This window comes from Kitasatospora sp. NPDC004669, from assembly GCF_040609455.1.
Lineage (GTDB): Bacteria > Actinomycetota > Actinomycetes > Streptomycetales > Streptomycetaceae > Kitasatospora.
Window position 1 is genome coordinate 28,996 of sequence record NZ_JBEXKB010000013.1, and the last position, 25,138, is coordinate 54,133.

Genomic DNA, 25,138 nt, shown 5'->3' on the forward strand with positions numbered 1-25,138 from the left:
GCACGAATTGACATGACCGAAACGATGCCGCTGCGTTCACCGTTGAGCAGTACCCTCGTTTCGGCCACCGTGAACGATCAGGGAGAGGCATCCATGGACCAGCTCAACTGGCAGAGGTCGAGCTTCAGCGGCACCAACACCAACTGCCTCGAAATCGCCTCCGAAGGCGAGCTCGTCTACATCCGCGAGTCGGACAACCCCGATCTCGTCGTCACCACCACCCGCACCAAGCTCAACGCCTGGATCCTCGGCGCCAAGGACGGCGAGTTCGACCACTTCGTCGGCCTCTGATCCTCACTGGTCGTAGCGGGCGGCCAGCGCCCTGACGGTGGCCGCGATGCGGCCCCGGAGCTCGGCCGGCGCCAGCACCTCGACGTCCGCGCCGAGACGCAGGAACTCCCCGTGGGCGTGCTCGATCGACTCGATGGGCACCCGGGCCTCCCCACTTTTCGCGGGAGTCACCCCGAGACGGCGCGCGCCCTCCGGGGTGAGCCGCACCAGCGCCTCCCCGGTGTGCAGCCGGGCACGGAAGTCCGCCAGGTACGTCCTCCAGTACGCGGCCAGGTCGAAGCCGCCCGGTACGGCGAACTCCTCGCCCAGCTCTCGGAGTTCGATCACCTGGTCGACCCGGTAGGTGCGCGTCCCGGACGGCCCGGCGGCGACCAGGTACCAGCGACCGGCCTTGAGCACCAGCCCGTACGGCTCGACCCGCCGTTCGATCTCCTCCGGGGCCCGCCACCGCCGGTACCGCAGCACCACCGCCCGCCGCGCCCACACCGCAGCGGCGACGGCCGCCAGGTGCGGGGTGTCGTCCGCCTCGCCGTACCAACCGGGGGCGTCGAGCAGGAAGCGTTCCTGGATCCGTCCGGCGCGGTCGCGCAGTTCGGCCGGGAGAGCAGCCCTCAGCTTGAGCTGGGCGGTGGCGAGCGCCTCGCCGAGGCCGAGTTCGGCGGCGGTGCCCGGGAGCGCGGCGAGGAAGGCGGCCTGCGCCTCGTCGGCCGTCAGCCCGGTGAGGCGGGTCCGGTAGCCGTCGACCAGCCGGTAGCCGCCCGCGTGCCCGGCCTCGCCGTACAGCGGGATGCCGGCGGCGGTGAGCGCCTCGACGTCCCGGTAGACCGTACGGACGGAGACCTCCAGCTCCTCGGCCAGCTGCTGGGCGGTCATCCGGCCACGGTTCTGGAGCAGCAGGAGCAGGGCGACCAGTCGACTCGCGCGCATGCCGCCCAGTATCCACTGACAGCAGATGTCAGTGGAGCGGGATTAGCCTCCGCCCCATGAACGACTTCGACTTCCTGCACGGCTCCTGGGACGTGGCCAACCGCCGCCTCACCGCACCGCTCACCGGCGGCGGCACCTGGGAGGAGTTCCCCGGCCGGTCCGTGATCCGGCCGCTGTTCGGGGGCGGCGGGAACATCGACGAGATCGTCTTCCCCACCCTCGACCGCCGGGGCGCGACCCTGCGGCTGTTCGACCGTACGACCGAGCAGTGGTCGATCTACTGGTCCGACAGCCGGACGGGACGGCTCGACCCTCCGGTGATCGGCGGCTTCACCGGTGACCGAGGCGACTTCCACGGCGAGGACACGTACCAGGGGCGCCCGATCCGGGTGCACTTCACCTGGTACCGCCTCGGCCCGGACACCGCCCGCTGGGAGCAGGAATTCTCGGCCGACGGGGGTCGCAGCTGGGAACTCAACTGGACGATGGACCTCACCCGCACCGGCCCGGCCTTCGACGGGCTCGGCGCATGATCGTCGAACTGCGCCAGTACACCCTGCACCCCGGCGCCCGCGAGACCCTGATCGAGCTGTTCGAGCGCGAGTTCGTGACCGGCCAGCAGGCGGTGGGCATCACCGTCGGTGGCCGGTTCCGCGACCTGGACGACCCGAACCGCTTCGTCTGGCTGCGCGCCTTTCCCGACATGGCCGAGCGCCGCCGCTCGCTGGAGGCCTTCTACGGCGGCCCGATCTGGCGCGAGCACCGCGACGCGGCCAACGCCACCATGGTCGACAGCGACGACGTCCTGCTCCTGTGCGGCCCCGGCTTCAGCCCGGCGCCGGGCACCCACGAGGTGCTCGCCACCATCTGCCGTCCCGCCGACGCGGCCGCCTTCGATGCGTACGCCGCTTGCCATTTGGGCCCGGATCACGCCCTGCAGCGCACCGAGCACGCCGAGAACGACTTTCCGCAGCTTCCCGTCCGCGCCGGCGAGGACGTCCGCGTGTGGTTCGGCCCGGCCGAGCCGCCGCCCTGGTCGCACCAGCACCTCCGCCTGGAACCCGTCACGGGGTAGGCCTGCATTGCGCAGGAAGTCGGCCGGACCGACTTCCTGCGCGCTCCGGCGTACGCTCAGCCTGTCCGTCGGACGGGGATGGTGCCGGGAGGGTCGAATATGGGCGAGCGCGAGCTGGAACGGGTTGATCTGGGCGAGATCCCCTACACGGAAGCGGTCGAGCAGATGGGCACCTGGGTCCGACAGCGCCAAGAGGGGCTGATCGCCGACCGGCTGGTACTGCTCACTCATCCCCCAGTGATCACCTACAGCGCCCGGACACCGCGCCATGAACTGCCCGCGCACACCGGTATCCCTCTCGTCGAGGTGGACAGGGGCGGGCAGGCGACCTACCACGGACCGGGGCAGCTCATCGGCTACCTGGTGATCAATCTCCGCGAGCGCGGCCCCGGCGACATCGTGCATTGGTTGGAGCACGGCTTGATCAGCGCCCTGGACTCACTGGGCCTGCCGGCCGTTCGGCGTGACACGCCGCCCAAGGCCCAGAGTTTGGTGGGGGTCTGGACACCGGAGCACCAGAAGGTCGCCTCGATCGGTATGAGGATTCGTGGCGGCGTGACCAGCCACGGGTTCGCTCTGAACATCGCACCGGACCTGGCGGCGTTCTCGGCCTTCACGGCCTGCGGGCTGCCCGAGGTGGCAATGACCTCGCTGGCGGAAATGGCCGCGGCCACGGGCCGACCCGCCCCTGCCGAAGAAGTGGTACGAGAGGCTGTAGCAGCGGCGCTCGGGGCCGTTTGACGACCCGATACGCCATCAGGCCTCACGGGCCGACAAGCTCCGCGAGCTCGTCGGCCGATTCGGGGGGTCAGCCAGTAGAAGCCCTGGAGGCTGACCGCGCGTTCGAGGCGGCCGTCCACCACATACTTCAGGCCACGGGTCTGACCCCTACGGTTGCGCCAGGTGAGCCGTTCCAGCAGCTCGCCCGGTATCGGCTGGTCGAAGCGCACCGGCGTCCCGTCCACGTGCACCTCCGACGCACCGCAGCCGCCGGCGCCGAGCATCCACCACTCGTCGTGGCCGGAAGGGCAGCAGTCGCGCCGCTCCAGGTCGACCACCCGCATCCGGCTCACCAGGAACACCTCACCCCGGTTGACGTGCAGCGCGTACACGTCGTCCCCGGCGCGAGCGCCCGACCAGGCGGGCAGCGATTGGTGCACCCCGCTGTAGGCGACCGCCGGCCGCTCCCCCTCGCGACCCGCTTTGCGCAGGTCACGGCAGGTCTCCTGGGTCCACAGCATGGAGAAGGCATCAGACATGCCGTGATCGTAAGGACAGGGACGGACATCAATGACGGCGCGGGCCCCGTTCCACGGACGGGGCCCGCGTGCCACAGTTGGCACCTATCCCTGAGTGTCGCGATCAGCTCCGGTGGCGCTTGAACTCGCGGAGCAGCGCGAGCAGGTTGATCACGGTGCTCGCCGGGACGTTGCCGAGGTTGACGAGGACCCGGCCGTTCAGGATGGTCTCGCCGGGCTTGGCCGAGGGCCACAAGATCCCGAACTCGCGCCCCTCCGTCCGCAGTTCCACGATCAACTCGGTGATCTGCGGGCCGGTGAGGTGGTGGATCGCCGGATCGGCCGGGTGGATCGGGTGGAGGGCGTTCACGCGGCGCCGCCCAGCTCCAGCTCGAACCAGACCCGCTTGCCCAGCTTCTGCGGCTCTGCACCCCACCGGTGGGTGAGCCCCTCCACCAACTGCAACCCACGTCCGGACTCGGCGAGCGAGTCCGGCTTCTGCTGCTGGGGCAGCGTCGAGCTGCGGTCGGCGACGGTGACGCGCGTGGTGCCGGCGACGATCTCGACCACGACGACGGGCGAGGCGGTCAACCCGTGCCGCCACGCGTTCACGATCAGTTCCACCAGCGCGAGTTCGGCGTCCGCGATCGCGGGGTCGCGGTACCCGGCGCGCTCCATGGCGCCGCGCAGCGCCTCGCGGGACACGGCGAGGGAGGGGGAGTTGAGGTTGGGGTCACACATGGGGAATCTCCCAGCGATGTAGTGACGATCCGTCTGATCGACGGTGAGGCTGACCTATAGGCAAATACTCCTCAACTCTGCAACACTCTCCGCACATACACCTACACTGTGCGTAGACATGGATCGCGGGAAGGCATGCCCATGGGGTTCAGGACGGGGATCAGCGAACGACAGCGCCGCTTTGGCGAGGAACTGCGCCGTGTTCGAGATACCAAAGGCATCTCAGCCCTGGAGATCGGCGAGGCCCTGGGAGTAAAGGGTCCGAACATCAGCCACACTGAAGCTGGCAGACTTGGCCTCAATCTTGAGCGACTGAATGCTTGGCTCGACATTTGCAATGTCACGGACCCCGAGTACCGAGCTGGCCTCATCGCCATGAGCGAGAGCTCGGGGAAAGGTTGGTGGACCGAGTTCAAGCACCACACGAAGCGCAGTGCGCTCGATCTGGCCGAAGCGGAGATGTGCGCAACGGCCTTGGACACCTACGAATCTCTCCTGATCCCAGGGCTCCTGCAGACCAAGGCCTACAGCGAGGTCATCCAGGGGTACAACGAGAAGATGGTCGAGTTCCGCCGCGAGCGCAGCAAGGTACTGACAGGCAACAACGCACCCCCGTACCGCGCTGTGATCCACGAGGCGGCCCTGCACATGATGTACGGAGGGCCCGCAGTCATGCGGGACCAGCTGAACCATCTGATCGAAATGAGCAGGCTGCCGAACGTGACGATTCAGATCCTCCCGTTCGACTGCACCACGTACGCTTCGAACGACAGCTCCTTCCTTCTCATCCGAGGAGTGCACACCCGGCTGGACTCCGTTTTGCTCGACCACCTGCATGGGTCCGACTTCATCGGCGATCCTGAGGTCGTGACAACATTTGACCGGAAGTTCGACCGGCTCAGGAGCTTGGCACTACCTCCTCTGTCAGCGGCGACGTCCGAGTCATCACCAGCCCAGCGCGACTCACTGGGCTTGCTCCAGCACATCCGCTACAAGGTCCAGGGAAGATAGCCATGCACCAGCTCAACTGGCAGAAGTCCAGCTTCAGCAACGACCAGGCCAACTGTGTCGAAATCGCTTCTGCAGGTGAGCTGGTCTACATCCGCGAGTCCGACGACCCCACCACCATCGTCACCACCACCCGCGCCAAGCTCAACGCCTGGATCAACGGTGCCAAGGCCGGCGAGTTCGACCACTTCACCGCCTGACGCCCCGCTCCGGCCGGGCTTGCGCTCCCAGCGCAGGAAGTCGGCCCGGTCGACGTCCGCGTCCGGCTCCAGGACCTTGAGCCACACCACGAGAAGGGCGAACGGCATGGGAAGTTCCGCGCACGTGATGGTGCCGCCGCTCCTTGTGGCCGCGGTAGTTCTGCTCGCCGTCAAGTTGACTCGGCAGCGACGGAGCGACCGGCCTCTCCATCTGCTACCACGGTCGACCCCGGCCCGGGTGATCGCGTTGGCTGTCATCGCTCTGGTGATGATCACAGGAGTGTTGGCCGGCGACCCCTGGGCGGCGACCGTACCCGCCATCACGCTCGGTGGACTGGTGGGTGCCTTCGTGGATCTTCGCTACGGCTCCCCTCGCTGACGTAGTCCAAGAGTGCGGCCCGGATGGTCAGACCATCCGGGCCGCACCTTCGATGTCGGGGCCTTGGGAGCGCGATGACTACGCCGCCCGTCCGTCGCAGAACACCGCCTTGATCAGCCGGTCCAGCGCCTTCGGGAACTCCTGGGCCGGGTCGGCGTCGGAGTCGCCGGTGGTGAGCCCGGCGGTCAGGGTCGCGCCGCCGTCCGGGGTGGCGATCATCAACGCGCCGTAGCCGCCGGGGGCGCCGCCGTTGTGGTGGACGATGGTGACGTCGCCGTTGTCCGGGCCCAACTCCTGGACGAACAGGCCCAGTCCGTAGCCGAGCAGGCCGTGCGGCGTCCGCATCTCGTCCAGCAGCGGGGCCGGTAGGAGCCTGCCGCCGAGCAGCGCGGAGAAGAAGGCCTGCAGGTCGCGGGTGGTGGAGATCATGTCCCCGGAACCGAGCAGCAGCGAGAGGTTCTGGCGGGCGACGTCGACGACCTTCCACTCCTCGCCGTCCTGGTAACGGTAGTAGCCGTGGGCGTGCGGGCCGGGGATCTCCGACGAGTCGCCCGGCACCACGGTGCCGTGCAGGCCGAGCGGCCGCAGGATCCGCTGCCGCATCTCCTCGGCGTACGTGCGGCCGGTGAGCGCCTCGATCAGCAGGACGGCCAGCGTGTAGTTGGTGTTGGAGTAGCTCTGGTCGGTGCCCGGCTCGAACCGCGCCGGCCGGGACAGCGCGAACCGTACGAGCTCATCCGGCTGGTAGCCGTGGAACCGGTTGTCCACCCATGCCTTGCCTATGGAGGGCAGCCCCGGCACGAAGGTCCCCTCCTCGTCGAGCTCGCCGGTGCAGTTGTAGACGCCACTGGTGTGCTGCAGCAGCATCCGCACGGTGATCCGCTCGTCCAGCCCGAACCGGGGCAGGTGCTCGGCCACCGGGGAGTCCAGCTCGACGAGACCGTCAGCCACCAGGTGCAGCACCAGGGCGGCGACGAAGGTCTTGGTGGTGCTGCCCACCCAGAACTGCCCGTCCGTCGACGGCTTGGCGTTCTCGCCCAGCTCGTGCACCCCGGCGCTGCCGACCCACTCGCCGCGCTCGTCGTGCACCCGCATCTGCACCCCGGCGAAGCCGGCGTCGACGAAGTCCTGGATGGCCTTCTGCAGCTCTGGGCGGCCCTGGGCTGCGTTCTGCTCGATGGTGCTCACGGTCGTTCCTTCTTTCGCTGGGGGGAGGTCGGCGGGTGCCGGGTCAGAGGCTGCGGGCGGTGATGTCGCCGTGGTTGGTGGTGGCGCGGATGTCGAGCTCGGTAGTGCCGTCGTTGCGCAGGGAGTTGCTGACGCGGCCGTAGCTGGTGCCGGCGTCGAGGGAGGCGGAGGTGCCGGTGGCGGCGCCGACGGTGATGCTGCCCGTCTCCGTGCGCAGGGTGAGGGTGCCGCGCACGGCCTCGGTGACGCGGATGTCGCCGCGGGCGGTGCTGATGCTCGCGGGGCCGGCGAGGCGGCCGACCTCGACGTCGCCGTCGACCGCCTTCAGGCGCAGGCTCGCGGCCTCGTCGATCTTGATCTGGCGGTAGGCGCCCTCGAAGTCGACGTCGCCCAGGCGGCCGACGACGCGCAGTTCGCAGCTCTCGGTGCGGGCCTCGACGCGGGAGCCGGCGGGCAGCTGCACGGTGACCTCGATCGCGCCGGGGCCCAGGAGCTTGTTGCCGGGCTCGCCGGTGCGGATCCGCAGGACACCGTCGGCGTAGGAGACGACGGCCTGCTCGGCGGTCTGGACGTCGCGGCCCTTGCCGGGGTTGGCGGGGCGCACCTCGACGGTGGTGTCGGCGCGGTCGGCGGCGATGAACTGGATGCGGCCGGCGGGGACGTCCAGGACGGCGGCGATCGGGGCGGCGGTGGCGAACTTCTGCATGGCTGCTTCTCCTTCTCCGACGGCGGACCCCTGTCGGCCCGGCGTTTCTGACAACGGAAAAGCTACGTTGCGTTCGCGCATCAGGCAACAGCTTCGTTGCGCCAAATTGCCATCATCGCAGGTGAATAGCGGGAAATCGTTGCAACTGGCGTAATCTGAATGCAACAACACCCACCCCGCGCGTTGCAATGAATGAAGAGTAAACGCTACTGCCGAGACATCCTCGGAGCGGATATCCGGTGGCATGCCCGATGGCGGACGGACAAGATCGCGGCATGCATGTCTTCCTTGCGACCGAGCGCCTCCTGCTACGCCCGTTCACCGAAGCCGACGCCGACCACCTCTTCGCACTGGACAACGACCCCGAGGTCATGCGCTTCATCAACGGCGGCGAGCCGACCAGCCTGGAAACGGTCCGGACGAGGATCCTGCCGCGCCTCCTCCACGACCACCCGTGCTTCGGCACCCGTGGCTTCTGGGCCGCCGAGGAGAAGGCCACCGGGACCTTCCTGGGCTGGTTCGAGTTCCGCCCCCTCGACGAGCGGAGCCCCGCCGTCGTGGAACTCGGCTACCGGCTGAACCAGGCCGCCTGGGGCAAGGGCTACGCCACCGAGGGGTCGCGGGACCTGATCGACAAGGGCTTCACCGACCTCGCAGTGGACCGGGTCACCGCGAACACCATGACCGTCAACACCCGGTCCCGACGCGTGATGGAGAAGTCCGGCCTGTCGTTCCTCCGGAACTTCACCGGCGACTGGCCGGAGTCGATCCCCGGCTCCGAGCACGGCGAGGTCGAGTACGAGCTCACCCGGACCGAGTGGCAGCAGCGCCGGTAGCCGGCCCGCGCCGCCGTCGTTCTAGCGCGGGAAGAGCGCGGGCGACGTCGCCGCTTCGGCACAGCCGAAACGGCGACGGGGGGCCGGGGCGGGGAATCGACGGGGTCAGGTCCGGGCGAGGACACGGGTGCGGAGGAACCGGTCGGCGAGGTCGACCGCCTCCCGTACCGGGACGAGGCGGCAGTCGGCGGTGCCGATGCGGGCGGTGGTGACGCCGGTGGCGGCGGCGAGGACGCGGGTGCCGAGGTCGGCGAAGTGCACGTCGTCGAGGTCGGGAGCCTGGAAGCCGGTCCAGCCGCCAGGGGTCACGCAGCGGTACTCGCGGAGGCGGACGTCGGGCTGGCGGAGGTCTGCGAGGTGGAAGGCAGTGAAACGCGCCATGGGGACACCGAGCATCAGCACCCGGGCGTCGAGGTCGTAGAGGCGACCCAATGGGGACTCCGGGCCGAGGTGGGACGTGAGCGGGTGGCGGCCGGTGATCTCCGCCGCCCGAGGCCCGACCGCCGCCCAGGAGGTCTGCGGGTGGCCACTGCGCAGAGCTCCGGGGTGGGTGCGGACGGCCTCGGAGAGCGCGCCCATCGTCGGGGACGCCGGCGTGCCGGCCGGGTCGAAGCGCGGCATCCGCGCGCGGTAGGCGTCGACTTCGGCCGGGGATAGCCCCGCAACGGCGGCCTGGTAGATGCGCGAGGTCGAGGAGTTCTCGGGCGTAGCGGTGTACGCCACCAACGTCCCCTCCGCTCCCAGCGCTTCGCGCAGGGCGTCGACCACGCCGCCCGGCCCGCCCTCGACCGGTCCCAGCGCCCGCAGCGACGCCTGGACGTGCAGCACCATGCCCGGACGGACACCCAGCCGGGCGAACCGATCGGCGAGGACGGCGGCAGACAGCACAGCGGCTCCTTCGAATCAGGCCCCGGCAAGCCGGAGTTGCCCACGTTCCCGACGCGCCCGCTCGGCGTCCCGCTCCGCCGTGGCCGGCAGCGACACCGCGAGCCACGGGGAGACACTCTCCCGCATCCCGTCCGCGAAACGCCGGCCGAGCGCGGTCAGCGCCCCCGATTCGGCCAAGCGCTCGACCGCCTCCGCCGTGTAGCGCCGCCAGAGCGCGAACTGCGCCCGCGCCCGGTCGGCCGCCTCACCCGGCAGCCCGTCGTACGCGGCCGTACGCGTGCCCCAGTACTCGGTCACCGCGAGGTGCGCGTAGGTGCCCTGGAGCAGCCCCTCCAGCGGGCGCGGGTCGGGCCGCCAGGGCGCGAAGTAGAGCCGGTCGTCGGCCCGGTCGTAGAGGTCGAACAGGTCCAGCACGGCCCCCAGCTTCACGTGCTGGAACTCGTGCGCGAGCAGCAGCGCCAGGGTCGGCGCCGTCGCGGGCCGGGCGATGCCCACCGCGCCGTACGCCTGCCGGGCCGCCGAGCTGACGTCCCGGCCCTGCGGCCCGGGCCGCAGCGGGGTCACGGTCGTCAGCCCGGCCCGGATACCCTCCGCGTACCGGGGCAGGTCCCGCCCGAGCAGCTCCCAGGCCTCCCGCAACGCGCCGGTCCAGCCGAGCAGTTCACCGTCCGGGAGCCGTCCGGCCACCGGGTGGTCGTGGCTGTCCCGCAGCGGGTCGACGTCCTCCAGCGCGACCGTCCACCCGCCCGCCAGCCGGACCCGCCGCAGCGGCTGGTCGTACGAGGTGAACACCGACCCGTCCGAGGCCCGCGCCGAGAAGCCGTCCGCCAGCCCGGTGACCACCGCCTCCCCGTCCGGTACGGCGATCCTCCCCAGCGTCGGCAGGTGCAGCCACCCGCCCCGCACCGGCACCGCGACCGCGTCCCCCCGGCCGGCCCGCACCGCCGCCGCAGCCGCCAGCGCCGCCAACTCCCCCAGCCCGACGGTCAGATCCCCGCCGAGCCGGCGCGCCGCCCAGACCCGCGCGTACGGATGCGCCAGCACGGCGTCCACGGCTCCTGGCGCTGCCTCGTCGAGCGAGGACAGCAGCCCCCACGCCTCGGCCCTCCCCTGCCCGGAGGCGTCCCAGGCGGCGGCCAGCATCGCCCGGGTCAGCGCCAGCTGCGAGCGGCCGAGGGCGGCGACGGTGTCCGCGCCTCCGTACCCCCGGGCCAGTTCGTCCAGTTGCGCAGCGGTGAGCACGGCGGACAGCAGCGGCTCTCCTCCCTGCGCCGGGACGGACGAAGAACCGGAGGGCGAACTTCCGCCCCCCGAAATGCCGTTGATGAGCGTCATGAGGTCACCGCAGTAGACGGAAGGATTGTCGAAACCAGTGTCCGCCCGATAGCGGTGGGCGTACAGCCCGCCACCACACGAGCGGACCACGGGGCAGGCCCGGCAGTCGGCGCTCAGTCCGGCCAGACCGGACTGGCGGGCGGCGATGCCGGGGTGGAGGGCGAGGTCGTCGAGGCTGTGCTCGAAGACGTTCATCCCGGTGGCGGGCGCGCCGTCGTACGCGGTCTTCAGGCTGTCGGCCTGCTCGAAGGTCCCGTCCGTCTCCAGCACCGCCAGGTCCGAGGGTTCCAGGCCCAGTGACTCGGTGAGGCTGGAGAGCCCGCGCCGGGTCCGGTGCACGGACTCGAAGGTGCGCACGGCGAACGGCCGCCGGTCCGCTTCCCACATCCTGTGGACGGTGAGCAGCCAGTCGGCGTAGGGGGTGTCGCCGCCGTCCGGGAGCCGCTTCGGCGGCTCGTCCCAGGTGGCGTGCGGGAGCAGGAAGTCGACGGCCGGGGGCCGGAGTTCGGCGAGCGCCCGGTAGACGGCGACCGGGTCGTTCTCGATGTCGATGGTGCACAGCAGCCCGGCGAACAGGTGCCGGTACTCGGGCTCGTTCAGCAGCGCGACCGCCCGCAGGACCTGGGGGTGGCTGCTGCGCCCGTCGGCGAAGCGCCTATGGCGATCGTTGGATGCGCGGTCACCGTCCAGCGAGACGCCGACCTTGACGTCCAGCTCCGCGAACAGCGAGAGGAAGGCGCGGCTCAGCAGCACGCCGTTGGTGTGGATGCGCAGGTCGAGGGCGCAGCCGGGCGGGAGCACCGCCCGGAGCGCTTCGGCGGCGCGGCGCAACCGGTCCGGGCCGGCGAGCAGGGGTTCTCCCCCGTGCAGGACGACCCGGACGGCGGACAGCCGATGGGCGGCCGCGTGCTCGCCGATCCGCTCGGCGGCCTTGGCCAGGATCTCGTCCCCGATGACCTTGGGGCGGGAGCGCCAGCTGCTGTCGGCGTGCTCGTAGACGTAGCAGTGGTCGCAGGCGAGATCGCACCGACTGTGCATCTTGACCACGAATTGCGTCAGTGGCACCGGAATTCGCGTCGTCATGGGTGTGGCAGGTTCGGCTCGGCCTGGAGTCCGTTCGGCGTTCCGGGCCGGGTCAGATGGAGGAGTTGAAGGCCGCTACCGGCACAAGGCCGGATTCCGCGCCGGGGAGTGCGCGCTGCAGTCGGGCGGCCAGTTCCTCGGCGCCCAGGGCGGCGAGTTCGGCGAGGGACGGGCGTTCCGGCGTCTCCTGAGTGTCAGTGAGGTTGCCGGCCGGCCTGGTGCTGGTTACCGGAGTCATGTTCTTTTCCTTAGGCGCGGTTAGGACCTGCCGAGTCCGGGTAGGTCACCCGGTTGCGACCAATGTAGTGCCCACGCGGACTCCGCGCGGCACCTTGCCTCCTCAAGTTGGTCTGCCCAGCCGATCGACGCCATACCGCGGCGCGCAAATCCCCAAGAATTCACCCGTTCAGCGGTCGCGCACTTCGCCGCTGCGCGCGCCGAAGCGCGTTTACCTGAGCAGGCGTTCGAACCCGTCGACCGACCCCGGTGGGGACACGCGCAGGGTCGCGGCATCGGCCCGGGGATGCCGGCTCGACGCCCGAACGGCCCAATGCCCTCAAGCGCACTGGCCCGGCTCCCCCAGTTCGCGGACGGAACGAGCCAACTCGTCGGTGAACTCCCTTCCCTGCGATGTGAGTTCACCGCACCCCAGCAGGGTTTCGGCAGCGGCCAGGGTGTGCCCCCGCCAGCGCGTGAACTCCCCTTCCGCCCGGCCCCGTTCACTCACCCCCGCGGCCGCCTCGGCACACCAGAAGGACGCGACGCCCAGATGCGCGTACGCCCCCTGCAGCAGTGCGCCGACCGGGCGCAGATCGGGCCGCCAGGGCGCGTGGTAGATCGCCGGCCCGTTGGGGCGGTGCAGCGGCACCAGGTCCAGCAGGGCGCCGAGTTGGATGTGCAGGAACTCGTGCACCAGGGCCAGCGCGAGCAGCACCGGTTCACCCGGCAGCGAGACCGCCACCGCGCCGTACGCCCGCCGGGCGGCAGCACTGACCCCCTCCCCGCCGGGCGCCGGCCGCAGCGGCACGATGGTGCCGACACAGGCCGCGACGGCCTCCGCATGCCGGCGGTGTCGGCGCACCAGGATCCACCAGGCCTCGGCCAACTGCTCTTCCCACAGTGCGATTTCGCCGGGCGACAGCGGTCCGGTCGGGGGCCGTCCGTAGTCCACCCGGCGCGGCCCGACGTGGTCGATCACCGGCGCCCAACGCAGCCCGTCGCACTCCAGCGCGAGCGCCGGGCCCGCCCCGGCCCGGACGAACTCGCCCAGCCCGTCCAGCGGTACCGCCGAGCCGTCCGACGACGCCCGCAGACAGTCGGCCGCCCAGGCGTCCAACTCCGGCCGCAGCAACACCTCTTCCCAACGCGGCCGGTCGTCCCGCTGCAAGGCGCGCACCTGCCCGTACGCCACGCGGTAGCCCTCGTCCTGCGGGGCCGCCCGGCGCAGTGCGAGCAGCAGCAGCGCCCGCTTGCTCAACTGCCCGGCCCGCAGCAGCCGGACGGCCTCCGGGCCGCCGCGCGCGCCGGCGATCGCCCGGAAGGTCGCCCGGTCCATGCCGTGCCGGGGCAGCCCGTCCGCCCCCCGCGCGCCCGGTACCCCGGCCGCCACCGCCTCGCCCGTACCCGCCATCGGTCCGTCCTCTCGTGAACAGCCGGCCCGTGAACGTCCGGCCCGTGAACAACCCGCTCCGGAACCGGCCCGATCGCGAAAGCGCACGGCCGGGCGGGTCCGCCCGCAGTCTCCCCACGAGGCGGCGGCTCAGCCGGTCCGGGCCCGCGCATGACCCGAACGGTCTAGCGCGGGCCCGGACCGCTATCTCCCGAGCCCCGCCCCGGCCAGCTCCGCCACCCCGGCCTGAAGCCTGCCGGCGATGTGCCGGATCAGCCGGTCCATGTCCGCGCAGTACACGGACGGGTGAGCGAACCCGTCGCCTGCGTACCGGTGCGCATAGAGGCCGCCGCCGCAGACCCGGGCCAGCGGGCAGGCCGCGCAGACCGGCCCGAGCCCGGCGAAGCCGCGCTGGCGGGCCCGGAACGCCGGGTGCGCGGCGGCGTCCGCGAAGCCGTGCCGCCACACGTCCAGGCCCGTCCCGGCGGCGCCGTCGTACGCCACCTTGAGGCTGTCCGCCTGCTCGATGCTGCCGTCCGCCTCGACCACCACCAGGTCGACCGGCGCCAGCCCCACCGCCTCGCTGGCCGCCCGGCCGCCCAGCAGCAGCACGGACAGCTCCTCGAACAGCCGGACACCGGTCTCCCGGTACGGGGCGTCGTACCAGCGGTCGAAGGCCGCGATCAGCCACTCCCCGTACGGCGCGGGCTGCTCGGTCGAGCCGTACGGAGGGGCGACCGGCAGCGACCGGTGGACCCCCGCCGGCTGCGCGTGCCAGGTCGCGTGCGGCAGCAGCAGGTCGACCCGGGGCGGCTCGAACTCCAGCAGCGCCTCGTAGGTGCTCACCGGGTCCGCCGCCAGATCGACCACGCAGAGCAACCCGGCGAACAGCTCGCGGTGCCGGTCCGAGCCGAGCAGCCGCACCGCCGCCGCGGTCCGGGCCCAACTGCCCGCGCCGGAGGGCAGCCGCCTGTGCCGGTCGTGGTCGGTCGGGGTGCCGTCCAGCGACACCCCCACGCCGACCCGGTACCGGTGCAGCACGTCGAGCAGCGCGGGTTCGTCCAGCAGCCGCAGCCCGTTGGTCTGCAGGCTGAACCGCACCCGCGGCCCGGCGGCTGCCAACTCGGCCAGCAGCGCGTCGAGATGGGCCGCTCCGACGAGCAGCGGCTCGCCGCCGTGCAGCACCACGGAGACCTCGTCGAGCCCCTGCTCGGCCGCGTGTTCGGCGATCCGCCGGGCGGTCCGGCGGACGGTCACCGACTCCATCCGCCGCGGCCGGTCGCGCCAGCTCTGGTCGGCGCTCTCGTACATGTAGCAGTAGTCGCAGGCCAGGTTGCACCGGCTGTGGATCTTCAGCAGGAACTGCCGGAACGGCACCATGCGCGTGAACCTTAGCAGCGGCCGGCGAGATCGCTGACCGTCCGTCACACGTGTGGAGGCTCCACATCCGAGTCGAGCCGCATCCCGGCCTTCACGGCGACGGTGGTCGGGTGTTCCTCCCCCAGCGTCACCCTGGCCCGGCGGATGCAGTCCGCCCGGAGTTCGGCGGCCCGCTCGGTCTCCCCGATCGCCGCGAGCGACAGCGCGAGGTTGGAGGTGATGCCGACGGAGTCGTAGTGGTCCGGGCCGAGCGCCTCGGTCATCAGCGGCGCCGCCTCCTGCTCCAGGGCGAGCGCGGCCCGGATCTCCCCGCTCAGCGCCAGGTCGTTCGCGTGGTTCATCATCGCGATCGGGATGTAGAGGTGGTGCGAGCCGAGGACGGTCCGGAACTGGGCGAGGGTCCGCCCGGACAGTTCCCGGGCCTCCGCCAGGCGGCCGGCCAGCCGCAGGTAGACCGAGAGGTTGTTGGCGCCGGCCAGCGTGACCGGGTGGTTCTCGCCCAGGTAGTCGCGGTAGCGGGCGAGGGCCCGTTCGGCGAGCGGGATGGCCCGGTCGGTGTCGCCGAGCGCGTTGTAGTCGCTGGCCAGGTTGGTGGCGGCGGCCAGGGTGTCCGGGTGCTCCGGACCGTTGATGTCCAGGTAGCGCTGGTAGATGTCCTCGTCGATCTCCAGGGCCTCGGTGTACCGCCCGGCCCGGCGCAGCGCCACGGCGAGGTTCTTGCGGGCGCGCAGGGTGTCGGTGTGGTTGTCGCCGATGATCTGCTGGTACGTCCGGACGGTCTCCTCCAGCAGGTCCAGCGCCTCCCGCAGTCGCCCGGTCTCGCGCAGGTCGCGGGCGTAGTTGGAGGCGGAGGACAGCGCGTACAGGCTGTGCGCGCCGAGGGCGTCGCGCTGCTGGAGGTAGTTGCTGCGGTGTCGTTCCAGGGCGGCGTAGCGGTCGCCGGCCAGGTAGTCGGAGACGGCCAGGTTGTTGGTGATCATCAGGGTGCGCGGGTGGTCCGGGCCGAGGGTGCGCCGGGCCGCGTCCAGGGTCCTGCGGTCGAGCGTCCGGGCCTCGTCGTAGCGGCCGAGGAAGCGCAGGTCGGCGCCGAGACTGTTGGCCACGGCGAGGGTGTGCGAGTGCTCCGGGCCCAGGGTCGCGGTGAAGCGGTCCAGAATGTCCCGGTCCATCTCGTACGCCTCCTGGAGGGCGCCCTGGGAACGGCGGATGTTGCTCAGCTGGGTGCGCAGCATGAGCGTCTGGGCGTCGTTGTCGACGTCGAAGTCGGATCCGCCGTAGTCCTCCTGGCGCCAGTGCTCCAGGGTCCGTTCGGCCAGCTCGCGGCCGGATTCGTGCAGGCTGCGCTTCCACTGGTAGCGGACCGAGTCGATGATCCACTCCCGGACGTCCTCGTCGGCGCTGTCGACGGCGCCGGACGGCCAGAGGTGGGGCAGGAGTTCGGCGTACTCGGCCCAGTTGGCGGGGATGTCCGGGTCGCCGGGGTTGGCGGTGGCGAGGGCCGCGTGGACGACGCCGCGCAGCTCGGCCCGCCGGTCCTCCTCGACCTGGTCCCGGAGCACCGCCTGGACGAGCCGGTGCACGGTGATGGTCTCGCTGCCCTGGTCGGTGCGGGCGAGTCCGAACCGGTTGATGGCGCGCAGGAACTCGCCGATCGCGAGCTTGTCGCGGGGCGCCCGCGGGGGCAGCCGCAGGGCGCGGGTGACGGCCCGGCTGTAGAGCAGCCGCATCGGGATCGCGTCGGGGCCGAAGAAGGCGCAGATCTCCAGGATCTGGGCGGCCGGGGCGTTCATCCGGCGCAGTTCCTCGACCGAGATGCGCCAGGTGGCGGCGGCGGAGTGCGGGTAGTCGGTGGGGCGCAGCCTGGTGCGCTCCAGCATCTCGGTGAGCTCGTCGTCGAGCAGTTCGAGGTAGGTGGCGATCGGCATCGACGTCTCCTGGAGCCAGACGGCGGCCTGGCCGACGGCCAGCGGCAGGTCGCCGAGGCGGTGCGCGACCTGGTCGGCGTCCTCCGGGGAGAGGCCGCTGTTGAAGCGGCGCAGCAGCCGGACGCTCTCCTCGCGCAGGAAGACGTCGACCTCGACCAGGCCGGCGTGCCGGGCCCAGCCCTGGTTGCGGGAGGTGATCAACACGTGCCCGCCCGAGGAGCCTCCGGGCTGCCAGGGGGCGAGTTCCTCGGGGGTGCCGGCGTTGTCGAAGACCAGCAGCCAGCGGCGGTACGGGTGGCCGCGGCGCAGCGCGTCGAGCACGGCGGCGGCGGTGTGGGCGACGTCGTCGCTGGTGGGCACGCCGAGCCGGGGGGCGAGTTCGGCGAGCTTCTGCGGGATGTTGGCGGGCTCCTCGGCGGGCACCCACCAGATGACGTCGTAGGCGGACTTGAAGCGGTGCGCGTACTCGGCGGCGATCTGCGACTTTCCGGCGCCGCCGAAGCCGTAGAGGACCTGGCTGAGGACGGCGGCGGGGCCGCCGGTGAAGCGGTTGCGGAGCAGTTCGAGCAGCTTGCCGCGGCCGATGAAGGCGGCGTTGCGCGAGGGCGCGTCCTGGACCTGCGGGGCGGTGCCGGGGAAGCGCGCCGGGGCGGCGAACTCGCCGCTGTCGGTGTCGAGTTGCCGGTTGCTGCCGGGCGGCGGGCCGAGTTCGGCGTACAGCTGGGCCTCGGCGCCGGTCGCGGAGGCCCGGACCAGGTCGGGCACCGCCTGGCCGACGAACGGGCGGGGCACCGGCTCGTCCGAGTCCTGCAGCCGCAGGCCAACCAACGCCGATGCGCCGGAGGCGAGTTCGCGCCCCTGCAGGAGATGCCAGACCTCGGCGGCGCGGGGCAGCGTGGTGTACTCGGGCGAGAGCAGCGCGAGCAGCCGGCCCTGGCCGTCGAGCGGTCCGGTGACCTCCGGGGGCCGCTGGCCGCCGTAGGGCTCGGCGGCGTTGTGCAGCGAGGTCTGGTACCCGAAGCGGGTGAGGGTGCCGGCGGCCCACTCGGCCCACATCCGGTCCTCGGGCGCGTAGCTGACGAAGACCTGGCGGGGCACCGCGCGGGCGGAGCGCAGGTAGGCGCCGTAGAGCCGGCGGCGGGACTCGGAGCTGAGCGGACGCAGGGAGCGGACCCGCCCGTCGGTGATCCACTCGGCCAGCCGCTCGAAGGCGTTGAGCAGGCTGCGCGCCTCCTGCGGCCGGTCGGCGACGGTGGCCGGCACCTCCTCGTAGGCGTAGAACGGCTTGTACGGCACCTCGACGTCGGCCCAGTAGGCGGCTCGGCGGTCCCCGGGCAGCCAGCGGCCGAGGTAGGGGGCGAAGGCCTCGCGGGCGAAGTCCCGGCCGGCCTCCAGGCGTTCCTGCTCGGCGTCCTCGACCCGCATCGGCACCGGCAGGACGCGGATGGCCCGCTCCTCGGCCTCGGCGATGGCCCGGGCGGCGTCGACGCCGCCGCGGATGTTCTGGGCGCTGAAGGTGAAGCAGTCGACCACGGTGTCGGGCATCAGGACGGTGCAGATGCCGGAGGTGTCGCTGACCCCGGTGCGGCTGTCGATGAGCACGTAGTCGTAGCCGCCGGCCCAGCGTTCGCGCAGCCCGCGCAGGAACTCCCCGCCGCGGATGTCCCGGCCGTGGTAGAAGCTGCGCCAGTTGAAGCTGGTGACGGCGGCGGCGTAGGCGGCGTTCTGCCGGCCGGCGGGCAGGAAGTCGAGCCGGCCGCCGGGCGGCAGGTCGAGGGCGAGCCCGCAGATGTAGCCGTCCAGCCGGCCGGGTTCGTCCAGCCAGTCGGCCGGGGACTGGCCCGTCGGCCCGGAGGCGGACGGCAGCGCTTGCCGGACGTAGGCGCGCAGCAGGTCGATCAGGCCGTCGGTGGCGTGCAGTTCGGGGTCGATCAGGAGCGGATGGTAGTAGCGGTGGAGGCCGGGCGCCTCCAGGTCCCAATCGACCACCAGGACGCGCAGGCCCCGGCTCGCGAGGATCCAGCCGACGTTGGCGAGTGCCATGGTCCGGCCGGTGCCGCCCTTGAACGAGTAGAACGTGACGACCGAACCCGGTCCGCCGCGCTCCAGCTCTGCGCCGGGCTCAATGGTCATCGTCGTCTTCTCCCCTCAGTGGGACGGATCCCCCCAGCGGGACGGACCCGTCGTGGCCGCCGCGGCGCTGGCCGGGCATCTCCCTCGGTTCCCGGTCCGGCTCGCGTCGCGCGGACGGGCCCTGACGCGGGCCGGGCGGCGGGCCGGCCGGGATGGACAGCCCGGGCATGTCCGGACCGCCGCCGAAGCCGAAGGCGTCGCCGCCGGACCCGAGGCCGAAGGCGCCGTCGCCATCGTCCCGCCAATCCAAGTTGTCGTCCATCAGCTTGTTCTGAGCAACCGTCACCATGATGGTGAGGTCGCGATCGAAGCTCTCCTGATTCACTTTCACCCGGAACAAGTGCTCCAGGTCGCTCCGGCGCAACCAGTTGCGGCGGAACACGCCGCGCACGCCGGTCCACGGCGCTTCGCGCTCCGCGCCCGGGTCCCTGCTGCCCATCGGGACGACCACTCCGGTGACCGGGTGGTTCTGGTCGTCGTACTCGCGCAGCGCGGCCCGGTAGCGCTCGTTGTCGGTCACCCACGGGTCCACCAGCAGGACGCTGACCTGACTGTCCTCCCGGGCCTGGTCGAGCTTCTCGCCGAGGCCCGGGCCGATCTCCTCCAGCGTGGTGGTGTGCCCTGCGTTGGTGATCACCCGCTGGGCGCGCGAGGCCAGCGACGGCTGCACGGGCGGGTGGTAGGGCGCCCAGTGCCAGGGCTTGGCCCCGTACAGGCCGCCCGTCCAGGTGTCGGCCGCGACGGCGGCCTCCGACGCCCGGCCGGCCGCGATGAACAGCCGCACCATGCCGGGCTCGGCCGGCGTCGGCGTGGCCGGCCCGGGGAAGTAGCCGCGGACGGCGTCGAGGTCGAACTCGGGCAGTTCGCCGAGCCGGCGCACCGCCGCGTCCCGGATCCGCCCGGCGACCACCCGGACGACCTGCCGGTAGGCCTCCTGCTGGGCGGTGCGCAGCAGGGCGCGCAGGCCGTGGCGGGCGTAGGCGTCGCCCATGTCCGGCTGGGCCCACTGGATCTTGTTGACCTCGCTGGCCAGTTCACCCGGCGTGACGGGCTCCCAGAGCACGGGGATCAGCGCCGAGACGAGCTCCCCGGCCTCCTCGTGGTGGCGCCGGACCCGGCCGCGGAAGGCGGTCCACTCCTTGCCGCAGTACAGGCTGGCGAAGTAGGCCGGGGAGTAGAGCGCGACCATGGTCCGACTGCGGCCGAGCATCAGCGCCAGCTTGTCGGCCCACTCGTCGCCGAGCCGCAGCTGCTCGGTGTCGCGGAAGGCGAGTTCGTCGGCCGGGACGGCCGGCCCGAGGATGCGTCCGAGTTCGTCCCGCAGGTCGTTGAAGAACTGGTCGACGAAGGCGTCTTCCATGAAGTCTCGACGCGCGTAGCTGAAGAAGAAGTACGGGCGCTGTTCCCGTTCGATCACCTGATTCCCCCCGAGCCAGACGGTGCCGCGACGGCGCTGGTGTCATACCCAGCATGTCGTGAACTCCACCGGGAAACTGCAAAGTTGGGAGAAATCCGGTCGGCTCTGGGGTTTAACCGGCGGTCAGCGGCCGGACACCGCGCAGCGGGATCGGGCGCTAGCGCGGGCCCTGGCGTTCGAGTGCCGACTGGAAGGCGGCGAGCGGCTCCGCGCCGGGCGTCAGCGCGTCCGCCACGACCCGGCGCAGCAGGTCGCCGAGCACGGTATCGGGCAGGGAATCGAGTTCGTCGAGCGACAGGGCGGCGACGTCGACCAGGTCGGAGCCGAGTCCAGCGGTGGTGTCGACACCGGTGACGCCCATCAGTCCCTCACTCGATCGTGCCGGCACAGCAGGATGCCGGTCAGAGAAACTCGACCCTGGTCCGCGCGGGCGTCATTCTACTACCTGACGGCCCGTCAGTCGCGCGTCACCACGGCACGGGAAGTGGCCGGGTGGCGGACGGACGGAGCCGCCCCGTCGTCACGGGCAGAGCCGCTCCACCCGCCACCCGGTCGGGCGGGACGGGTCGGCGAGGTAACGGAGGCGGTCATGCAGGCGGTTCTCGCGCCCCTGCCAGAACTCGACGCCCTCCGGGACCACCCGGTAGCCGCCCCAGAACGGCGGGACGGGGACGCCCTCGCCCTCGGGGTAGCGGCGCTCCAGTTCGGCGTAGCGCTGTTCCAGGACGTCGCGGCCGCCGACCGGGCTGGACTGCTCGCTGGCCCAGGCGCCGAGCTGGGAGCCGTGCGGGCGGGTGCGGAAGTAGGCGGCGGTCTCGTCCCGGCCGACCTTCTCGACCCGGCCCTGGACGATCACCTGGCGGGCCAGCGCGATCCACGGGAAGAGCAGCGCGGCATACGGGTTCTCGGCGAGCTCCGAGCCCTTTCGGGACCCGTAGTTGGTGTAGAAGACGAAGCCACGCGCGTCGTAGCCCTTGAGCAGGACGGTGCGCGAGCTGGGCCGCCCCTCGGCGTCGGCGGTGGAGAGCACCATGGCGTTGGGCTCGATCACCCCGGCGTCGTCCGCCTCGTGGAACCAGCGGGTGAACTGGCCGATCGGCTCGGGCGCGAGCTGCCCCTCGGTCAGGCCCTCGTGGCTGTAGTGCTTGCGCATCACGGTGAGGTCCGGACCGGGGCGGGGCTCGTCGGCCAGGGTCCGGTTGGCGGGGCTCAGGGGCGTCGACTGGGCGCGTTCCGGGGTCTGCACGCCAACATCATCCCGTACGACAAGCCGCCGACACCGCTACCTCCGGACAAACCTCGGTCGGAGATATGGTGACTCGCCACCGCTTGGCCGTCCGCCGTACGGGGAATTGTCCGGAACCGGGCGTTTGGTTCCGGGTGTCCCCCGGGCACGACCGACCCTCGGCGGAAAGTCAAACGGGCCCGCAGGAAACATCACCACGGTGGTGTATGGCGCAATGCACCCCGTGCCTGCCACTCTGGCACCGAGTGCCAACCACGATTCGGTCACTGGCGCGCCGCCCCACCACGGCGGAGCACCGATCGCAGAACTGAAGGAGCCGTCGTATGTCCGACTTCGTACCCGGGCTTGAGGGAGTCGTCGCGTTCGAGAGCGAGATCGCCGAACCCGACCGTGAAGGCGGCGCCCTGCGGTACCGCGGTGTCGACATCGACGACCTGGTCGGCCACGTCTCCTTCGGACACGTGTGGGGCCTGCTGGTCGACGGCAAGTTCAACCCCGGCCTCCCGGCCGCCGAGCCCTTCCCGATCCCGGTGCACTCCGGCGACATCCGGGTCGACGTCCAGTCCGCGCTCGCCATGCTCGCCCCGGTCTGGGGCCTCAAGCCGCTGCTCGACATCTCCGCCGAGCAGGCCCGCGACGACCTGGCCCGCGCCGCCGTGATGGCACTGTCCTACGTCGCCCAGTCCGCCCGCGGCCAGGGCCTGCCGATGGTCCCGCAGAGCGAGATCGACAAGGCCGAGACGGTCGTCGAGCGGTTCATGATCCGCTGGCGCGGCGAGCCGGACCCGAAGCACGTCAAGGCCGTCGACGCCTACTGGACCTCGGCCGCCGAGCACGGCATGAACGCCTCCACCTTCACCGCCCGGGTCATCGCCTCCACCGGCGCCGACGTCGCGGCCGCGCTCTCCGGCGCGGTCGGCGCGATGTCCGGCCCGCTGCACGGCGGCGCGCCCTCCCGCGTGCTCGGCATGATCGAGGAGATCGAGCGCACCGGCGACGCCACCGCGTGGGTCAAGAACGCGCTGGACAAGGGCGAGCGCCTGATGGGCTTCGGCCACCGCGTCTACCGCGCCGAGGACCCGCGCGCCCGCGTGCTGCGCCGCACCGCCAAGGAGCTCGGCGCGCCGCGCTTCGAGGTCGCCGAGGCGCTGGAGAAGGCCGCCCTGGAGGAGCTGCACAACCGCCGCCCCGACCGTGTGCTGGCCACCAACGTCGAGTTCTGGGCCGCCATCATGCTGGACTTCGCCGAGGTGCCGGCGCACATGTTCACGTCGATGTTCACCTGCGCGCGCACGGCGGGCTGGTCGGCGCACATCCTGGAGCAGAAGCGCACCGGTCGCCTCGTGCGCCCCTCCGCGCGCTACGTGGGCCCCGGCCCGCGCCGCCCCGAGGAGGTCGAGGGCTGGGACGCCATCGCCCACTGAGCGCGCTGAGCCTCGGGCTCCGCACCGCCTCTGACCAGCGGGTCCGGCCTCGGCCGGGCCCGCTGTCGGCTTCTCTGAGCAGCGAAGATCACAGTCTCAGCGGGCGGACGACCGTACCCCCGGCGAGCCCCCGGCCGGTAGGCTGCGCGCGTGGCTCAGATCCAGATCCCCGCTGACATCAAGCCCGCAGACGGCCGTTTCGGCTGCGGACCGTCCAAGGTGCGCCCCGAGGCCCTGAGTGCCCTCGCCGCCACCCAGACCTCCCTGCTCGGCACCTCGCACCGCCAGGCCCCGGTCAAGAACCTGGTCAAGCGCGTACGCGAGGGCGTGAGCAACCTCTTCTCGCTGCCGGACGACCACCAGGTCGTGCTCGGCAACGGCGGTTCCACCGCCTTCTGGGACATCGCCGCCTTCGGCCTGGTGCGGGAGAAGTCCCAGCACCTGGACTTCGGCGAGTTCTCCTCGAAGTTCGCCTCCTCGGTCAAGGCCGCCCCGTGGCTGGCCGAGCCGACCGTGCTCAAGACCGCCCCGGGCACCCACCCGCTGCCGGTCGCCGAGGCCGGCGTGGACGTCTACGGCCTCACCCACAACGAGACCTCGACCGGCGTCGCGATGCCGATCAAGCGTCCGGTGGGCGCGGACGAGGGCTCGCTGGTGCTGGTGGACGCCACCTCGGGCGCCGGCGGCCTGCCGGTCGACATCACCGAGACCGACGTCTACTACTTCGCCCCGCAGAAGTCCTTCGCCTCCGAGGGCGGCCTGTGGCTGGCCACCTTCTCCCCGGCCGCCCTGGAGCGCGCCGCCGAGATCGCCGGTTCCGGCCGCTACATCCCGCCGTTCTTCTCGCTGCCGACGGCCATCGACAACTCGTCGAAGGACCAGACGTACAACACCCCGTCGATCGCCACCCTGTTCCTGCTGGCCGACCAGCTGGAGTGGCTGAACGGCAACGGCGGGCTGGACTGGGCGGTCGCCCGTACGGCCGATTCCTCGTCCCGGCTGTACGCCTGGGCCGAGAAGTCCTCCTTCGCCAACCCGTTCGTGGCGAACCCGGCCGAGCGCTCCCAGGTGGTCGGCACCATCGACTTCGACGAGTCGGTGGACGCCGCAGCGGTCGCCAAGGCACTGCGTGCCAACGGCATCGTGGACACCGAGCCCTACCGCAAGCTGGGCCGCAACCAGCTGCGCATCGCGATGTTCCCGGCGATCGACCCGGCGGACGTCGAGGCGCTCACCCAGTGCATCGACTACGTGGTCGAGCAGCTCTGACCCCCGCGTCCCCGAGGACACGGCTGAGGGCCACCGCCTGCGGGCGGTGGCCCTTCGCGTTCGTCCGGTCTACCGGTTGACCAGTGAGCTGAACAGCACGACGACCAACAGCAGCACCAGGGTGCCGGAGACGATGCGCATACGAGTCTTGGGATCCACGGTCAACGAGCGTACCTCCGGCTCACACCCGGGCCGACCCGCGGGCCTCAGCTCCAGTCGGCCAGCTCCCAGGAGCACAGCGACTCGTAGTGGGCGAAGCCGCCGTCCAGGTCGCTCTTCATCAGGTGCAGCTCGGCGGCCTCCCACTCCGGCCCCTGGTACTGCGCCAGTGCCGCCGCCAGCGCGTCCAGCTCGGCCGCGGCGACCCGCTGGACGGCCCGCCGGTGGCCGCGGTGGGAGCCGGCCCGGGCCAGGGTGACGTGCGGGTGGAAGGCGAAGTCGTCGGTCTCCCCGGTGACCTCGGCGGTGGCCTCGGTGACCGCCTCCGCGAGCCGGCGCAGCGCCCAGGTCTGCCCCTCCACCCCGGCCCAGAGCACCCGGTCGCCGAACCGGCCGGAGCCCGCGATCCGCAGCCGGTGCACCGGGTGCACCTCGGTGACGGCGGCCAGGCCCGTCTCCAGCTCCGGCAGCCGCTCGGCCGGCACCTGGCCGAGGAAGGCCAGGGTGAGGTGCCAGCCCTCGACGGTGGTCCAGCGCAGCCGGTCCGCCCCGGGCAGCCCGCGCACCGGCGCGACCGCGTCGGCGAGCCCCTGCAGTGCCGCGACCGGCGGGATGACCGCCACGAACAACCTCATGGGCCAATCTTCCCTCGATCGACCGCTTGGGGTAGAACGTTTATCC

General features: G+C 71.7%; 24 protein-coding genes. 9 read left to right on the plus strand and 15 right to left on the minus strand.

Annotated elements, in window-relative coordinates; genetic code table 11:
- The first annotated feature begins 93 nt into the window (after positions 1–93).
- Positions 94–291 (plus strand): DUF397 domain-containing protein, encoded by a 198-nt coding sequence (locus tag ABZW30_RS13675; protein WP_355671274.1) that lies wholly within the window; start codon positions 94–96, stop codon positions 289–291.
- A gap of 3 nt (positions 292–294) precedes the next feature.
- On the opposite strand, the gene ABZW30_RS13680 is transcribed toward ABZW30_RS13675, so the two are convergent.
- Positions 295–1,218 (minus strand): WYL domain-containing protein, encoded by a 924-nt coding sequence (locus tag ABZW30_RS13680; protein ID WP_355671275.1) that lies wholly within the window; start codon positions 1,216–1,218, stop codon positions 295–297.
- Positions 1,219–1,274: 56 nt separating this feature from the next.
- Between ABZW30_RS13680 and ABZW30_RS13685 the strand changes: the two genes are divergently transcribed.
- From ABZW30_RS13685 to lipB, 3 genes are all read left to right on the plus strand, one after another.
- Positions 1,275–1,751 (plus strand): hypothetical protein, encoded by a 477-nt coding sequence (locus ABZW30_RS13685; RefSeq protein ID WP_355671276.1) that lies wholly within the window; start codon positions 1,275–1,277, stop codon positions 1,749–1,751.
- On the plus strand, positions 1,748–2,293 hold the full coding sequence (locus ABZW30_RS13690) for an NIPSNAP family protein (protein ID WP_355671277.1): 546 nt from the start codon (positions 1,748–1,750) through the stop codon (positions 2,291–2,293). Before ABZW30_RS13685 ends, ABZW30_RS13690 begins: the two co-directional genes overlap by 4 nt.
- Before the next feature lie 99 nt (positions 2,294–2,392).
- Positions 2,393–3,034, plus strand: a complete 642-nt coding sequence (gene lipB / locus ABZW30_RS13695) for a lipoyl(octanoyl) transferase LipB (RefSeq protein WP_355671278.1) — start codon at positions 2,393–2,395, stop codon at positions 3,032–3,034.
- Positions 3,035–3,655: 621 nt separating this feature from the next.
- Here the strand turns inward: lipB and ABZW30_RS13700 are convergent.
- Together ABZW30_RS13700 and ABZW30_RS13705 are read right to left on the minus strand one after the other, a co-directional pair.
- Entirely contained in the window at positions 3,656–3,901 is a 246-nt protein-coding gene (locus ABZW30_RS13700; protein WP_355671279.1) for a hypothetical protein, read from the minus strand.
- The gene (locus ABZW30_RS13705) at positions 3,898–4,272 is read right to left on the minus strand and encodes an ATP-binding protein (RefSeq protein ID WP_355671280.1); all 375 of its coding nucleotides are present in this window, start codon (positions 4,270–4,272) and stop codon (positions 3,898–3,900) included. The genes ABZW30_RS13700 and ABZW30_RS13705 overlap by 4 nt, the downstream gene beginning before the upstream one ends.
- A gap of 135 nt (positions 4,273–4,407) precedes the next feature.
- On the opposite strand from ABZW30_RS13705, the gene ABZW30_RS13710 reads away from it, so the two are divergent.
- Positions 4,408–5,283 (plus strand): helix-turn-helix transcriptional regulator, encoded by an 876-nt coding sequence (locus ABZW30_RS13710; protein WP_355671281.1) that lies wholly within the window; start codon positions 4,408–4,410, stop codon positions 5,281–5,283.
- A 2-nt stretch (positions 5,284–5,285) separates the two neighbouring features.
- Complete coding sequence (locus ABZW30_RS13715; protein ID WP_355671282.1) at positions 5,286–5,480, plus strand: DUF397 domain-containing protein; 195 nt, start codon at positions 5,286–5,288, stop codon at positions 5,478–5,480.
- A gap of 457 nt (positions 5,481–5,937) precedes the next feature.
- Here the strand turns inward: ABZW30_RS13715 and ABZW30_RS13720 are convergent, their stop codons facing one another.
- Together ABZW30_RS13720 and ABZW30_RS13725 are read right to left on the minus strand one after the other, a co-directional pair.
- Entirely contained in the window at positions 5,938–7,047 is a 1,110-nt protein-coding gene (locus tag ABZW30_RS13720) for a serine hydrolase domain-containing protein (protein ID WP_355671283.1), read from the minus strand.
- A gap of 43 nt (positions 7,048–7,090) precedes the next feature.
- The gene (locus ABZW30_RS13725; RefSeq protein ID WP_355671284.1) at positions 7,091–7,753 is read right to left on the minus strand and encodes a DUF4097 family beta strand repeat-containing protein; all 663 of its coding nucleotides are present in this window, start codon (positions 7,751–7,753) and stop codon (positions 7,091–7,093) included.
- Between the two features lie 275 nt (positions 7,754–8,028).
- On the opposite strand from ABZW30_RS13725, the gene ABZW30_RS13730 reads away from it, so the two are divergent.
- Entirely contained in the window at positions 8,029–8,589 is a 561-nt protein-coding gene (locus tag ABZW30_RS13730) for a GNAT family N-acetyltransferase (protein ID WP_355671285.1), read from the plus strand.
- A gap of 105 nt (positions 8,590–8,694) precedes the next feature.
- Here the strand turns inward: ABZW30_RS13730 and ABZW30_RS13735 are convergent, their stop codons facing one another.
- From ABZW30_RS13735 to pdxH, 9 genes are all read right to left on the minus strand, one after another.
- Positions 8,695–9,477 (minus strand): AAC(3) family N-acetyltransferase, encoded by a 783-nt coding sequence (locus tag ABZW30_RS13735; protein WP_355671286.1) that lies wholly within the window; start codon positions 9,475–9,477, stop codon positions 8,695–8,697.
- Positions 9,478–9,492: 15 nt separating this feature from the next.
- Positions 9,493–11,895 carry an FxsB family cyclophane-forming radical SAM/SPASM peptide maturase gene (locus tag ABZW30_RS13740; protein WP_355671287.1) on the minus strand — a complete coding sequence of 801 codons (2,403 nt, stop codon included), beginning with the start codon at positions 11,893–11,895 and terminating at the stop codon, positions 9,493–9,495.
- A gap of 52 nt (positions 11,896–11,947) precedes the next feature.
- Positions 11,948–12,133 carry a hypothetical protein gene (locus ABZW30_RS13745; protein WP_355671288.1) on the minus strand — a complete coding sequence of 62 codons (186 nt, stop codon included), beginning with the start codon at positions 12,131–12,133 and terminating at the stop codon, positions 11,948–11,950.
- 318 nt (positions 12,134–12,451) lie between these two features.
- A complete protein-coding gene (locus ABZW30_RS13750) occupies positions 12,452–13,525 on the minus strand; it encodes an HEXXH motif-containing putative peptide modification protein (protein ID WP_355671289.1) in 1,074 nt (357 codons plus the stop codon).
- 183 nt (positions 13,526–13,708) lie between these two features.
- On the minus strand, positions 13,709–14,884 hold the full coding sequence (locus ABZW30_RS13755; RefSeq protein ID WP_355671290.1) for an FxsB family cyclophane-forming radical SAM/SPASM peptide maturase: 1,176 nt from the start codon (positions 14,882–14,884) through the stop codon (positions 13,709–13,711).
- Between the two features lie 44 nt (positions 14,885–14,928).
- Positions 14,929–18,942 (minus strand): FxSxx-COOH system tetratricopeptide repeat protein, encoded by a 4,014-nt coding sequence (fxsT, locus tag ABZW30_RS13760; protein ID WP_355671291.1) that lies wholly within the window; start codon positions 18,940–18,942, stop codon positions 14,929–14,931.
- Positions 18,932–20,359 carry a TIR-like protein FxsC gene (locus ABZW30_RS13765; protein ID WP_355671292.1) on the minus strand — a complete coding sequence of 476 codons (1,428 nt, stop codon included), beginning with the start codon at positions 20,357–20,359 and terminating at the stop codon, positions 18,932–18,934. Before ABZW30_RS13765 ends, fxsT begins: the two co-directional genes overlap by 11 nt.
- A 157-nt stretch (positions 20,360–20,516) precedes the next feature.
- Complete coding sequence (gene fxsA / locus ABZW30_RS13770) at positions 20,517–20,720, minus strand: FxSxx-COOH cyclophane-containing RiPP peptide (RefSeq protein ID WP_355671293.1); 204 nt, start codon at positions 20,718–20,720, stop codon at positions 20,517–20,519.
- 159 nt (positions 20,721–20,879) lie between these two features.
- Positions 20,880–21,512 carry a pyridoxamine 5'-phosphate oxidase gene (gene pdxH, locus ABZW30_RS13775; RefSeq protein ID WP_355671400.1) on the minus strand — a complete coding sequence of 211 codons (633 nt, stop codon included), beginning with the start codon at positions 21,510–21,512 and terminating at the stop codon, positions 20,880–20,882.
- Positions 21,513–21,928: 416 nt separating this feature from the next.
- Here pdxH and ABZW30_RS13780 point away from each other — a divergent pair, with 416 nt between their 5' ends.
- Complete coding sequence (locus tag ABZW30_RS13780) at positions 21,929–23,029, plus strand: citrate synthase 2 (RefSeq protein ID WP_207813079.1); 1,101 nt, start codon at positions 21,929–21,931, stop codon at positions 23,027–23,029.
- Between the two features lie 150 nt (positions 23,030–23,179).
- A complete protein-coding gene (serC, locus tag ABZW30_RS13785; protein ID WP_355671294.1) occupies positions 23,180–24,298 on the plus strand; it encodes a phosphoserine transaminase in 1,119 nt (372 codons plus the stop codon).
- Between the two features lie 206 nt (positions 24,299–24,504).
- Here the strand turns inward: serC and thpR are convergent, their stop codons facing one another.
- Positions 24,505–25,092: an RNA 2',3'-cyclic phosphodiesterase gene (thpR, locus tag ABZW30_RS13790; protein WP_355671295.1), complete on the minus strand. Its 588-nt coding sequence runs from the start codon at positions 25,090–25,092 to the stop codon at positions 24,505–24,507.
- Positions 25,093–25,138 lie beyond the last annotated feature (46 nt).